This is a genomic window from Arthrobacter sp. UYEF36, assembly GCF_040547025.1.
GTDB lineage: Bacteria > Actinomycetota > Actinomycetes > Actinomycetales > Micrococcaceae > Arthrobacter.
On sequence record NZ_JBEPOX010000002.1, the window covers coordinates 352594 to 365602 of the forward strand.

General features: G+C 67.5%; 12 protein-coding genes. 2 read left to right on the plus strand and 10 right to left on the minus strand.

From position 1 onward, the window contains the following. Positions 1 to 2 precede the first annotated feature (2 nt). From alaS to ABIB29_RS05665, 6 genes are all read right to left on the minus strand, one after another. The gene (alaS, locus tag ABIB29_RS05640; RefSeq protein WP_354170829.1) at positions 3 to 2681 is read right to left on the minus strand and encodes an alanine--tRNA ligase; all 2679 of its coding nucleotides are present in this window, start codon (positions 2679 to 2681) and stop codon (positions 3 to 5) included. Between the two features lie 135 nt (positions 2682 to 2816). Further along, positions 2817 to 3083 (minus strand): DUF6167 family protein, encoded by a 267-nt coding sequence (locus tag ABIB29_RS05645; RefSeq protein ID WP_502915553.1) that lies wholly within the window; start codon positions 3081 to 3083, stop codon positions 2817 to 2819. A gap of 20 nt (positions 3084 to 3103) precedes the next feature. Then, positions 3104 to 3478: a DUF948 domain-containing protein gene (locus ABIB29_RS05650; protein ID WP_024364980.1), complete on the minus strand. Its 375-nt coding sequence runs from the start codon at positions 3476 to 3478 to the stop codon at positions 3104 to 3106. A gap of 145 nt (positions 3479 to 3623) precedes the next feature. After that, positions 3624 to 4250 (minus strand): 30S ribosomal protein S4, encoded by a 627-nt coding sequence (gene rpsD / locus ABIB29_RS05655; protein WP_024364981.1) that lies wholly within the window; start codon positions 4248 to 4250, stop codon positions 3624 to 3626. Positions 4251 to 4455: 205 nt separating this feature from the next. Then, positions 4456 to 4854 (minus strand): cupin domain-containing protein, encoded by a 399-nt coding sequence (locus ABIB29_RS05660; RefSeq protein ID WP_354170832.1) that lies wholly within the window; start codon positions 4852 to 4854, stop codon positions 4456 to 4458. Positions 4855 to 5066: 212 nt separating this feature from the next. Further along, the gene (locus tag ABIB29_RS05665) at positions 5067 to 6557 is read right to left on the minus strand and encodes a replication-associated recombination protein A (protein WP_354170834.1); all 1491 of its coding nucleotides are present in this window, start codon (positions 6555 to 6557) and stop codon (positions 5067 to 5069) included. A 59-nt stretch (positions 6558 to 6616) separates the two neighbouring features. On the opposite strand from ABIB29_RS05665, the gene ABIB29_RS05670 reads away from it, so the two are divergent. Then, positions 6617 to 7264, plus strand: a complete 648-nt coding sequence (locus ABIB29_RS05670) for an acVLRF1 family peptidyl-tRNA hydrolase (RefSeq protein WP_354170836.1) — start codon at positions 6617 to 6619, stop codon at positions 7262 to 7264. A gap of 6 nt (positions 7265 to 7270) precedes the next feature. On the opposite strand, the gene ABIB29_RS05675 is transcribed toward ABIB29_RS05670, so the two are convergent. The 4 genes from ABIB29_RS05675 to ABIB29_RS05690 all read right to left on the minus strand — a co-directional run bounded on the left by ABIB29_RS05675 (position 7271) and on the right by ABIB29_RS05690 (position 12429). Beyond that, a complete protein-coding gene (locus ABIB29_RS05675) occupies positions 7271 to 8236 on the minus strand; it encodes a formylglycine-generating enzyme family protein (protein ID WP_354170838.1) in 966 nt (321 codons plus the stop codon). After that, positions 8233 to 9774, minus strand: coding sequence for an arylsulfatase (locus tag ABIB29_RS05680; protein ID WP_354170840.1), 1542 nt, complete (start codon positions 9772 to 9774; stop codon positions 8233 to 8235). Before ABIB29_RS05680 ends, ABIB29_RS05675 begins: the two co-directional genes overlap by 4 nt. 267 nt (positions 9775 to 10041) lie before the next feature. Continuing rightward, positions 10042 to 11694, minus strand: a complete 1653-nt coding sequence (locus tag ABIB29_RS05685) for an HNH endonuclease signature motif containing protein (protein ID WP_354170842.1) — start codon at positions 11692 to 11694, stop codon at positions 10042 to 10044. Between the two features lie 177 nt (positions 11695 to 11871). Further along, positions 11872 to 12429: an MFS transporter gene (locus ABIB29_RS05690; protein WP_354170844.1), complete on the minus strand. Its 558-nt coding sequence runs from the start codon at positions 12427 to 12429 to the stop codon at positions 11872 to 11874. Positions 12430 to 12662: 233 nt separating this feature from the next. Between ABIB29_RS05690 and ABIB29_RS19965 the strand changes: the two genes are divergently transcribed. Continuing rightward, positions 12663 to 12992: a ClpX C4-type zinc finger protein gene (locus ABIB29_RS19965; protein ID WP_502915566.1), complete on the plus strand. Its 330-nt coding sequence runs from the start codon at positions 12663 to 12665 to the stop codon at positions 12990 to 12992. The last annotated feature ends 17 nt before the right edge of the window (positions 12993 to 13009 follow it).

Genomic DNA, 13009 nt, shown 5'->3' on the forward strand with positions numbered 1-13009 from the left:
CGTTATCGCCGGGTAATGGCGTCCACGACGGCCGCGAGGGCGGCGCCGACCTTGGTGGCGTCCGTGCCGCCGCCCTGGGCGACGTCGTCCTTGCCGCCGCCGCCGCCGCCGAGGATTCCGGCGGCGAGGCGCACCAGGGCACCTGCCTTGACGCCGGCCGCCCGGGCAGCGTCGTTGGTGGCGATCAGGATAACGGGGCGGTCATTGCTGACACCGGCGACGGCGACGGCGGCCGGCTCGGAACCGAGACGGGTGCGCAGGTCCAGTGCCAGGCCGCGGAGGTCGTCCGCGCCGCTGACCTGGCCGGCGTCGTGCGCGATGACCTTGACGCCCGCGGCATCCCTGGCGGTGCCTACGAGCTGGGCTGCTGCTGCCGTGAGCTGCGCCTTGCGCAGTCGCTCGAGTTCCTTCTCGGCAGTCTTGAGCTTGGTCAGCGTGGTGGCAATCCGGTCCGCGAGCAAACCGGACGGAACCTTGAGCATTTCGGTAAGTTCGGTGACAAGGGCGCGTTCGGCGGCGAGGTGCCGGAAAGCGTCCATGCCGACGAAGGCCTCGACGCGGCGGTTTCCCGATCCGACGGACTGTTCCCCGAGCAGGGAGAGGCTGCCGATCAGCGAGGTGTTCTCGACGTGGGTGCCGCCGCAGAGCTCACGGGACCAGGCGCCGTCGATCTCCACGACGCGGACTTCGTTGCCGTAATTCTCGCCGAAGAGCGCCATGGCGCCGAGGGCTTTGGCCTCGGCGAGGCCCATGACCTTGGTCTCCACCCGGTAGTTGTTGCGGATGGCGATGTTGGAGACTTCCTCGATTTCCGAGCGCGTGGCCGGGCTCAGGCCTTCACCCCAGGCGAAGTCGAAGCGCAAATAGCCGGCCTTGTTGAAGGAGCCGCGCTGCAGCGCCTCCGGGCCGAGGATCTGGTGCAGGGCGGCGTGCACGATGTGCGTGCCGGTGTGGGCCTGCTCGGCGGCGTGCCGGCGTTCCCGGTCAACGGCTGCCTGGACGAGGGAGTCGGCGCCGATTTCGCCTTCGCGGACGATTGCCTTGTGCACGCTCAGGCCCTTGATGGGGCGCTGGACGTCCAGGACCTCGACGACGAACCCGTCACCGGTGATCAGCCCGGTGTCGGCGGCCTGGCCGCCGGCCTCTGCGTAGAACGGGGTCTCGGCCAGGACGAGCTCGATTTCCTCGCCCGTGGAGGCCTGGGAGACCTTGCGCCCGCCGGTGAGGATGCCGCGGACCTTGGATTCGCCGGTGAGCTCCGTGTAGCCGGTAAAGACGGTCTCGCCGGCGGACAGCAGCTCCTGGAAGGCGCTGAGATCCGCGTGCGAGCCCTTTTTGCCCTTGGCGTCGGCCTGGGCGCGCTGGCGCTGTTCGAGCATGAGCTTGCGGAACTCGGGCTCGTCGACCTTCAGTCCGGCCTCTTCGGCCATTTCGAGGGTGAGGTCGATCGGGAAGCCATAGGTGTCATGCAGGGCGAAGGCGTCGGAGCCGGAGAGCGGCCGGCCGGCGGCCTGGGACTCCTTGACGGCGTCCTCGAGGCGGGCGGTGCCGGAGGCGATGGTGCGCAGGAACGCCTTCTCCTCGGCGTAGGCGATCCGGCTGATCCGGTCGAAGTCCGTCTCAACGATCGGGTAGACGCCCTTCATGGCGTCGCGGGAGGCGGGCAGCAGTTCCGGCAGGCAGGCCTTCTCGACGCCGAGCAGGCGCATGGAGCGCACGGCGCGGCGGATCAGGCGGCGCAGCACGTAGCCGCGGCCTTCGTTGGAGGGGGTGACGCCGTCGGCGATCAGCATGAGCGAGGAGCGGATGTGGTCGGCGACGACGCGCATCCGGACGTCGTCGGTGTGGTGCGGGTCCTCGGCGGACTCGGCCGAGGTGTATTCCCGGCCGGACAGGGCCGCGGCCCGGTCGATGACGGGGCGGACCTGGTCGGTCTCGTACATGTTCTCGACGTCCTGGAGGATCATCGCGAGACGTTCCATGCCGAGGCCGGTGTCGATGTTCTTCTTCGGCAGTTCACCCGTGATGTCGAAGTCCACCTTGGAGCGCACGTTGTCGATCTGGTACTGCATAAACACGAGGTTCCAGATTTCCACGTAACGGTTCTCGTCCGCGATCGGGCCGCCCTCGACGCCGTAGGCGGGGCCGCGGTCGTAGTAGATCTCGGAGCAGGGCCCGGCCGGGCCGGGCTGTCCGGTGGACCAGTAGTTATCGGCCTTGCCCATCCGCTGGATCCGCTCGGCGGGCATCCCGGTGTTCCTGAGCCAGAGCTGCTCGGCCTCGTCGTCCTCTTCGTAAACGGTGACCCAGAGACGCTCGGGCGGCAGTCCGTAGCCGCCGTCGTCAACGCTCGTGGTGAGCAGTTCCCAGGCGAACTTGATGGCGTCTTCCTTGAAGTAATCGCCGAAGGAGAAGTTGCCGCACATCTGGAAGAAGGTGCCGTGGCGTGCCGTCTTGCCGACTTCCTCGATATCGCCGGTACGGATGCACTTCTGCACGCTGGTGGCGCGCTTGTAGGGGGCTTCCTCCCGGGCGGTCAGGTAAGGAATGAACGGGACCATGCCGGCCACTGTGAACAGCAGGGAAGGGTCGCTGGAGACCAGGGACGCGGAGGGCACCGCCGTGTGGCCCTTGCTGACGAAAAAGTCGATCCAGCGCTTAGTGATCTCCTGCGACTTCATGAGCTGATTACATACCCTTCAATATTCACTGCGTTCGTGGTTCGCGCGTGTGGTCCGCGGGAACGGTGTGGTCCCGGCCTAGGGCCGTGCCGGCGGCCCTGATCCAGGTGCCGCCCGCTATCAATTCTCTCCCGGCTAGCGCCGGACTGCATCCCGGCCGGCAGAGCCGTGGACAATCGCCTTCTCGAGGCCGGCGTCGATACCAAGGGCGCTGCGAAGCTCAGTCTCGCGCTCGGTCATGCCTTCGCGGACGGCGTCGGCGAAGTCGTACAGGCTGTCGGCGAGCCGGCCCGCTGCCCGGTTGAGGCCCTCGGGGCCCAGGTTGGACTGTGCCTCGGTGATCTTGCGGAAGGCGATGACGCCAATGGCGACGCCAATTCCCATCCAGATGATTCTGTTCATGTCAGGTTCTCCAGCTGGGATTAGCGGCTGCGGCGGCCGGTGGCGGGCTTTTTACGGGCGGTGAAGGCCGAACGAACGCCGTAGCTGAAGGAGGCGACCTTAATCAGGGGCGAACCCACGGTGGCAGCCACCAGCGAGGACAACGCCGAGATGTTGGCCGACGCGTCCGAGACGTTGTTCGCGATCCCGTCAACCTTCTTCAACTGCTCGTTGGTAGTGGAGACGGTCGCCGTGACTTCATCCATGAGCGGGGTCGCGCCGTCGCTGATGGAACGGATCGAGGTCCGTACTTCGTCGAACACTCCCCCGAGCTTCAGAATCGGCACGGCGAGCAGCAGGACCAGCAGTGCAAACACCCCGGCCGCGATCAGGCCGGCAATATCGCCACCAGTCATAGTCGTTCATCTCCTTGTTGCGTCGTGTCCCTGCGGGCACCTCCGGCTGACACAGCCGGCAACCGCAGAACTCCCCCAAGTACCTTACATACAAAGAAGCCCGCGGCGCTTGCCACGGGCTTCTTTGTAAGGTGTCGCGTTGGATCTAGCGTGCGTAGAATTCCACGACGAGCTGCTCTTCGCAGGTCACGGGGACCTCGGAGCGCTTGGGGCGACGGACCAGGCGTGCCTGCAGGGCGTCAAGCTTGACGTCCAGGTAGGCCGGAACCATCGGCAGGACGTCGCGGTGGGCGCCGGCTGCTGCGACCTGGAACGGAGGCATGGACTCGCTGCGGCTGTGTACGTGGACCAGCTGGCCCTCGGAGACGCGGAAAGACGGGCGGTCAACGCGGATGCCGTCGACCAGGATGTGGCGGTGGACAACCAGCTGGCGGGCCTGGGCAATGGTGCGGGCGAAGCCGGCACGCAGCACGAGGGCGTCGAGACGCATTTCGAGCAGTTCGATCAGGTTTTCACCGGTCAGGCCCTTGGTGCGGCGTGCTTCTTCGAAGGCACGGGTCATCTGGGCTTCGCGGATGCCGTACTGGGCGCGCAGACGCTGCTTTTCGCGCAGCCGTACGGCGTAGTCGGAGTCCTGCTTCTTGCGGGCACGGCCATGCTCACCGGGGCCGTACGGACGGCGCTCCATGTACTTGGCGGCCTTGGGGGTCAGAGCAATGCCGAGTGCACGCGAAAGGCGTGCGGTACGGCGAGCACGAGTGTTGTTAGCCACTTGTGTCCTTCCAATATCTGCGGTGTGTCAGTGTTACTGGCCTCCACGATGGAGAGCATCGGCCAACCGCTGCCTTTTGCTACTGGGCACAGCGCAAACCCATCAGAATTCAACGCAACAGCGTGAAATGCCGAAATCAGGTGGATTGTGCGTCCGTGCCTTGCCAGACAACGAATAACCTTACCATGTCGGGGGCGGCGGACCGTCAGGTCCGGGCATGCACACCCCGGCCGCTGCGCCGCCCGAAGGACGCCGCGCCCAGGAATTCAACCGCCACGAACGGGTCGGGCCCCGCCACCCATTCGTCGTGGCCGGGCGGAATCGCGTAGGTATCGTTGGCGCGGATGGTGGAGCGCAGTCCATCGGCGGATTCCACTTCCATCACCCCGGAGATGCAAAAGCCGAGATGGTGGTGCTCGCAGAGTTCCGTCTCCTCGAAGGCTCTGATGGACTCGGACCACCGCCAGCCCGGGCCGAGGATCAGCCGCGCCACCGAGTAGTCGTTCACGGTGACAAGATCGAATTCGGCGTTGTCCGGGCAACGTTTCTTGTCCGGGAGATCAAAGGACTTAACGGCCAGGGCTGTGACGAAATTGACGGGCATGGGAGGCACGACCTTGCAATGTGGGCGACGAAGCCTTGCACGAAGACAGGCTATTGATGTGCCGGCCGACATCCTGGGACCCGGGAAGCGAAGAGCCGGCAATATGTGCTGCTGTCCCCGACCAGGCACGCACGTTCAGCTGCTCCTTGCTGACTTAAGTCCACGTTAGACCTCGCGGACCGGAAGTCAACGGGCAGTTTGCGGGTCCGCGGTCACTTGCCGCGGATGATCCTGCGCAGCCGCTCCAGCCGGGTGGAGATGTCCCGTTCGGCGCCGTTGGCGGTCGGCTCGTAGTAGTTGCGCCCCACGAGGTCGTCCGGCGGGTACTGCTGGGTGGCCACCGAGTGGGGCGCGTCATGGGCGTATTTGTAGCCCTGCCCGTGGCCCAGTTGTTTGGACCCCGGGTAATGGGCATCGCGCAGATGGGCGGGGATGCCGTTGCCAAGGCCGGCGCGGACGTCGGCGATCGCCTGGTTGATGCCCATGTACGCGGCGTTCGATTTGGGTGCCGTGGCCAGGTGGACGACGGCCTCCGCCAGGATGATGCGGCCCTCGGGCATACCGATCAGCTGGACGGCCTGTGCGGCTGCGACGGCGGTCTGCAGCGCCGTGGGGTCTGCCATTCCGACGTCCTCGGCTGCCGAGATGACGATGCGGCGGGCCACGAACTTCGGGTCCTCCCCCGCCTCGAGCATCCGGGCCAGATAGTGCAGGGCGGCGTCGACGTCGGAACCCCGGATGGATTTGATGAAAGCGCTGGCGACGTCGTAGTGCTGGTCGCCAGCGCGGTCATAGCGCACGGACGCGACGTCGAGGGCACGCTCCGTGTGCTTGAGTCCGATCTTCACCGGGGCTTCCCCGTCCGCCCCGGTGGCTGCACCGGCGACGACTGTGCCTGCTCCGGCTGTGCCTGCTCCGGCTGTGCCTGCTCCGACTGTGTCGGGGTTGTCCGCGTCCCCGAAAGCGACGCCGGCCGCCGCCTCGAGCGCCGTCAGCGCCCGGCGGGCGTCCCCGCCGGAGAGCCGGACCAGGTGCGCCAGGGCCTCGTCGCTGAGTTCCACTTTGCCGCCCAGCCCGCGGGGGTCAGCGGCGGACCGCAGCAGCAGGGCCTCGACGTCGGCGTCGGTGAGCGGTTTGAGCGTCAGCAGCAGGGACCGGGAGAGCAGCGGGGAGACGACGGAGAAGGAGGGGTTTTCGGTGGTCGCGGCGACCAGTACCACCCAGCGGTTCTCGACGCCGGGCAGCAGCGCGTCCTGCTGAGCCTTGTTGAAGCGGTGGATCTCGTCCAGGAACAGCACGGTGGTGGTCTTGAAGAGGTCGCGGGCGGTGAGGGCTTCATCCATGACGCGGCGGACGTCCTTGACGCCGGCGGTGATGGCGGAGAGCTCGACGAATTTCCGGCCGGGGCCCTTGGCGATGACGTGGGCGAGCGTGGTTTTGCCGGTGCCGGGAGGCCCCCAAAGAATCAGCGAACTGGGACCCGCGGGGCCGGTGGCGTCGGAGCCGGCGGCGAGCTGGCGCAGCGGCGAGCCCTGCCCGAGGAGATGCTGCTGGCCCACCACGTCGTCGAGAGTCCGCGGCCGCATCCGGACGGCGAGCGGGCTGCGCGGCGAGGGAGCGCGGCCCTCCCCCGATTCCGCGGCGTCGCCGTCATCCTCGATAGCGCCGCCGCTGTCCCGTCCTGCGCCAAAGAGATCATCCACATAGATAGGCTACTTCTAGTTCCCGCCCGCCCCGACACCTCACAACGGAGACCCGCGCCATGACAACCACCGAGACCCGTGTGGCGTTCGTCTCCGGCGCCCGGCTGCCGGGCTGGGTGGAGCGCTTCGCCGCAAGCCACGGCCCCCTCCGCGAGGAGGAGCTCGACGGTGGGCTGCAGCTGACTGCCGAGGACGGGGCCGCGGCCCTGCTGCAGGCACCGTGGCCGGTGGACGGCCGTCCGGGGCGCGGCGGCGACGCCGTCGCCCGCCTCGCCTCCCTGGCGTCCCAGCCGCGGAGCGTCGGAGCCGTGCTGGTCCGCCGCGGCGGCTACTCCGTGGCGGTGGTGAGCGGCGGGGCGGTGCTCGCCGCAAAAACCGGCACGCGGCACGTCCAGTCGCGGACAGCTGCCGGAGGCTGGTCCCAGCAGCGCTTTGCCCGGCGGCGGGCGAACCAGGCCGATGCCCTGGTGGAGGCCGTGGCGGAGCATGCCGCCCGGATCTTCGCGGACCACCGGATCGAGTACCTGGCACCCGGCGGAGACCGGACCCTTGCCGAACAGGTCCTCGCCGAACCGGTGCTGAAACGGTTCGCCGCACGGCCGAGGCTGGCGTTCCTGGACGTCCCGGACCCGCGCGCCGCGGTCCTGAAAAAGGCCGCGGCGGACTTGTGCGCCGTGCGTATCCTGGTGACGGATCCGCCCGCGTAGGAACGGCTACGGCCTGGCGAGTGTTGCGGCGACCGGCCCAGTGAGCGGGGCTGCGCAGCGGAATCCGATGTGGCTCATCCCGGTGTCGATCATCTGCGGGCGGCGGGCGGCGGGCCGGTAGCGCAGGCAGTAGCTGTCGGCACAGAGGAACGAGCCGCCCTTGACGACCTTGCGGGGCACCGGGGCCTGCCGTGGGTCCAGGCTTGCGTCCCGGTCACCGCCCCGGGGATCTATCGGGGCGCAGCATCCGTCGCCGGCGTTGTGCTGCCGATACCAGTCACTGGTCCACTCCCACACGTTGCCGGCCATGTCGTAGAGCCCGTATCCGTTCGGCGGGAAGGAACCCACCGGTGCCGTCGAGCCGTAGCCGCGGCGGGCCCGCCACGGGAAGTCGCCGTGCCAGTAGTTCGCGCGGGGAATGCCGGGGGTCTCGGGGTCGTCTCCCCAGGTGAACCGTGCACGGTCGAGGCCGCCCCGCGCGGCGAACTCCCATTCCGCCTCCGTCGGCAGCCGGTATCCGGCCCACCCGGCGTAGGCTTCCGCATCCTCGTACGCTACGTGGACCACCGGATGGTCTGCGCGCTCGGCGATGGAGGTGCCTGGTCCGAAGGGCCGTCTCCAGTTCGCCCCGGGTGTCCACGCCCACCACTGGCTGAGGTGCTTCAGGTCGACGGGCCCGGATGTTCCCGAGAAGACCATCGAGCCCGGGACAAGGTTCTCCGGCGGCGCACCGGGGAACATGGACGGGTCCAGCGGCCGCTCCGCAACCGTCCGGTATCCGGTCTCCCGGACGAAGCGCAGATACTCGCGGTTGGTGACCGCCGTCGGACTGATCCAGAAACCGGCGACCCGCACCTCGTGCGCCGGCGCCTCCTCCGGGTAGTGCCCATCCGAGCCCATGGTGAACACGCCGCCGTCGATCCGGACGAAGCCCTCGGGAACGACGGACGGCGTGTCGGGATTCCGGTTCAATCGCCGCCCGCCAGGAACGCCTGCAGTCTCTCCACGGCCTGGTCGATGCTGAAGCTCGCGGCTCTCTGCCGCGGCGGGAACTCCTCGAACGTGGCCAGGAACTGCGACATCAGCGCCTGGGCGGCGAAGACGAGGTAGGCGTTTTCGAACACCCAGTCGTAGTACGTGTTCGAGGTGATGTCGGCCCGTTCAAAGGGGTCGGTGCGAAGGTTGAACACCTTCGGGACCCGCAGCTGCACAAAGGGTTCGAACCACACCTGGAGCGTGCCTTGCACCCGCTGCTCCATAAAGACGACCTTCCAGTTGTCGTAGCGCATAGCCAGCACGTCGCCGTCGTCGGAAAAGTACACGAGTCCTTTGCGGGGGCTCTCGGTGGCCTCGCCCGTGAGGTAGGGCAGCAGGTCGTAGCCGTCGATGTGCACTTTGTAGGTGCGGCCGCCGATGGACTTGCCCTGCTTGAGCTCGTCGACCGTGCTCGTGTCCCCCGCGGCGGCGAGGAACGTCGGCAGCCAGTCATGGTGCTGGACGATCTCGTTCGAGACCACGCCCGCCGGAATGTGGCCCGGCCAGCGGATCAGCTCGGGGACACGGAACGCACCCTCCCAGTTGGTGTTCTTCTCACTGCGGAACGGGGTCATGCCGCCGTCGGGCCAGGTGTTCATGTGCGGGCCGTTGTCCGTGGAGTACATCACGATCGTGTCCTCACCGATGCCCAGCTCGTCGAGGTGGTCCAGGAGGCTGCCGACGAGCTTGTCGTGGTCGATCATGGTGTCGTGGTACTCCGACTGCCAGCGGCCGGCCTGCCCGATGCTCTCGGGCTTTGGGTGCGTGCGGAAGTGCATGTGCGTGGTGTTCATCCACACGAAGAACGGGTCACCTGCCGCAGTGGCGCGACCGATGAAGTCCTTCGCGGCAGCCCCGAACTCCTCGTCGATCGTCTCCATACGCTTTTTCGTGAGCGGGCCGGTGTCCTCGATGCGCTGCCGGCCGCGGCGGCCGAACCGCCCGTCGACGGTGTCATCGTCGTCCCCGGTCGCCCAGGAGCGGATGACCCCGCGGGGCCGGGCCCTCTCGTTGAATCCGGGGAATTCCTCGACACTGGGCCAGTTGGGTGACTCCGGTTCCTCCTCGGCGTTCAGGTGGTACAGGTTGCCGTAGAACTCGTCGAAGCCGTGTGCAGTGGGCAGGAATTCGTTTTTGTCGCCCAGATGGTTTTTGCCGAACTGGCCGGTCACATAGCCGTGGGGCTTGAGGACCTCGGCGATGGTGGGGTCCTCGGCGCGCAACCCGAGGTCGGCCCCGGGCATGCCGACCTTACTGAGTCCGGTGCGGAACACACTTTGCCCGGTGATGAATGACGCCCGTCCGGCGGTGCAGCTTTGTTCGCCGTAGGAGTCCGTGAACCGCATGCCTTCCGCGGCGATGCGGTCAATGTTCGGTGTGCGGTATCCCATTAACCCGTCGCTGTAGCAGCTCAGGTTGGTGATACCAATGTCATCCCCCCAAATGACCAGAATGTTCGGCTTTCCGTTCGGCATGACATTCCTCCCCGGGCCGGCTACCTTGCCCGGATGGCACCCACTGAAAGCCCTGCCCTGTGTGCCCGACATCCTAGTGACGCCGGTGTCGGGTGAACAGGGGGGCGCGTTGACTCGTGATTTTCCCTATCATTCAAATTACGACGCCGACCGTCGCCGCCCAGGCTTCCACCGGCAGGTCACTCCAGGTGGCTGCAGGCAACTCCGCGGTGCAGGGCCGCCTCCACCGGCGTGGCCGTCGCGCTGAAACGGCGTGCAACGAGTCGTTCAGGCGGAGTGGATCAGGAAGGTTTCCAGGCAGGAGCCCTCGTCAGGCTCTCGCCAGTCCGTTTCTGCGGCGGGGATTTGGTGCCCGGCCGGGAATAGATACCAGTCCGGGAAGGGATCCGCGGGCAGGTCCAAAGCGGGGTCCGGGCCGGGATCCGGGGGTGGGTCCAGGTCCAAGTCTTTGTCCGTGCGCAGGAGGTGGTCCGGGCAGTCGGGTGGTTCCCAGTCCTGCTGTTCGCTGGGATAGTGCCGTCCTGAGGGTGAGGTCCAGCCCGGCGGTTTGTCTTTACTGGCCCCGGACGGTGTCCAGCCGGAGCCGTGCTTGAGGCGGTGGTGCTTGCGGCAGGGCTGGCCCAGGTTGGAGATCCCGGTGGTGCCGCCGTCGGCCCAGGCCAGGACATGGTCGGCCTCGTTGTCCAGAGACGGGTTGTTGCAGCCGGGGAACGGGCATCTGCCGTCGCGGAGCCGCAGCCAGTGGCGCATAGCCTTCGTGAGCCGGTAGCTGGTCCGGCCGATTTCCAGCGGCGCCCCGTCCCGCGGATCCGTCAGAACCCGGTAGAAGGAACCCGCGCCGTCGGCGACCAGACGGCGGGCCATCGACGGCGGGATCGGCCCGTACCCGCCCAGGACAGCCGGTTCGTCGGTGGCGCCGAGCAGCGACAGGACCGGGACGGTGACCAGGACCTGGGCCCGAGGGACCGGCACACCCCCGCACCCGCCGTTGTCATCGGCATCGGCATCGGCATCGGCATCGGTACCGGCGCCGGTGCCGGTGCCGGTGGTGAGGAGCAAGGTGGCGGCGACGTCGGCGCGGAGCTGGGTGAGGGTCCGGGGCTCGTCCGGGCCCTGCAGCGCGCGGGCGGCGGCGGTGGTCCGTTCCCAGATCCCCGCGGCGGTGTCGGCCGGGAGGTAGGCGGAGAGCCAGGCCATCCCGTCCCGGTCCGGGACGTACTCGACCCGCCGGTCCGCAGCGCACCTGGTGTGGCGTTTTTCGATGCTGACCGGGTGGTGGCGTTCCCGCCAGGCACGTGCCTTGGCGCGGAACCGTCCCGGAACGAGCTCCCCGGCCGGGCAGCCCCGGGCCGGGTTGGGTGCGTCCGGGTCCAGGAAGTGCGCCTCCAATGCGGCCGCCCCGGCCGGATCCAGGTTGCTGGTTTCCTCCACCATGATCCGGGCGTGGGCCCAGGAGATCGTCCCGGCCTGCAAAGCTCCCAGGGTCAGCGGCAGCACAGTCGTCAGGGCCTGGCTCTCGCCCAGCAGGGCACCGGCGGCGTGTTCACTGACCGTCAGGACACCCGCGACCTCCGCGACCAAGGCCATCTCGTGGACGGCGCGGTCATGCGGGGACGCTCCCGGGGACGCCAGCGCCCGGGCCGCCTCCGCGTAATCCGCGGTGAACCTGACCTTCAACGCCGCGCTCCGGGCGTCCCTCCGGGCCAACTCCGCGAGCCCGCCCAGGCACGCATCCGCCAGCTCCCGCAACGGATCAGCGTCCCGCAACGTATCAGATTCGGCATCCCCGATTGAACTACTGCCGGAGGGATCAGCGTTCTCCGCCCCGGAACCGGTGAAGACAGCCAGCGCAGCAACGGACGCCGCGACGGCCGCCATGGCCTCCCTGCTCTCCAGACTCCACGCTGTGCTGCTTTCCATGCCTCAATCTCATCACGAGGCCGTGACAATTAAGAGATGTGGACCACATAGCGGCGTGAGACTGAACTGCCGTTCGGTGCGGCAATCCGGCGCCTGCCCCGCACCTCAGCACTCACGACCTAATGGGTTCCATCAGCTCCCCCACCAGCTTGATCGTCAGTCGGCCATTGCGAGACGTCAAGAGTCGGAACCTGCCGGGAGTTCCGTCCAGGTCCGCATCGGCGAAAGCACGATTGGGATGGCGGAGGCGCCGGCGAGCAGTGCCCAGATCCAGAGCACCGGTTGGACACCTACCCATTCGGCCAGGGCGCCCCCGGCGAGGCTGGCGGCCGGCATGACTCCGAGAACAAAAAGTCTGTTGCTGGCCATGACTGTCCCGAGCCTGCGGAAGTGTGAGATGCGCGGGATGATACCTGCGCCCGATGCCGAGATGACCACCACAAGGAACGCCCAACCGAACGCGGAAACGCCGAGCCAGAGTGCGGGGAACCCTGGCAGGACCTGGGCGAGGGGCGTCAGCGCGACAGCCGGGACGCAGGCGATGCTGGCGAGAATCCTGGTCCTTCCGATGCCGAAGTGCGTCAGAAGGGCTGGCGCAGAGACGGAGGCAACAAGGCCGCCCATGGCGGCGAAAGTGCTCAGCAGCGCGAAAACAGCGGGGCTAAGTCCCAGGACGTTGAGGGCATAAACCGCCGTGGCGGCGCTGCCGAACATGGTGGCAGCGTTAAGAATCATTCCTTCGTCCCCGATGCCCTCTAACGCACTGGCAATCCACAACTTCCGGAACGGCACTAGCCGCCGGAGCGGCGTCCTGCTGGGTGCCCGGGCTCCGTCGGCAGCAACTCGTTGTAAGGTCACGCCTGACAAGCTGTCAGGATTTCCCTGACAAGTCAACTATGCTGGACTCGTGGCCAATCACTCGCAGGGAGAACGCCGTGCAACATGAACTGCCTTTGGCTGGTCCAATCATGTGCAGCTTCTGCGCGAATTCGTCCAGCACTTCACGTCGACTGGTGGCGGGTCCCGGCGTCGCAATCTGCCAGGACTGTGCCACGGCGGCCATGGAACTGTTCAGCAGCACGAAAGAACCCGGGACCGTGTCTCCCTGGGCGAAAATGAGTGATGACGAACTGCTGGCGCACCTGCCGGAAGTCGCTGCCGTCGCCTCCCAGGTCGAAGAGCGACTGAGCGCCTGGGTAGAGACCGCGCGTGAACGAAAAATCAGCTGGGCGCGCATTGGCGGGGCGCTGGGAATGACCCGGCAATCAGCGTGGGAACGCTTCCGGCCCCCGCATTGACAGCCGCGCGCTCCGCC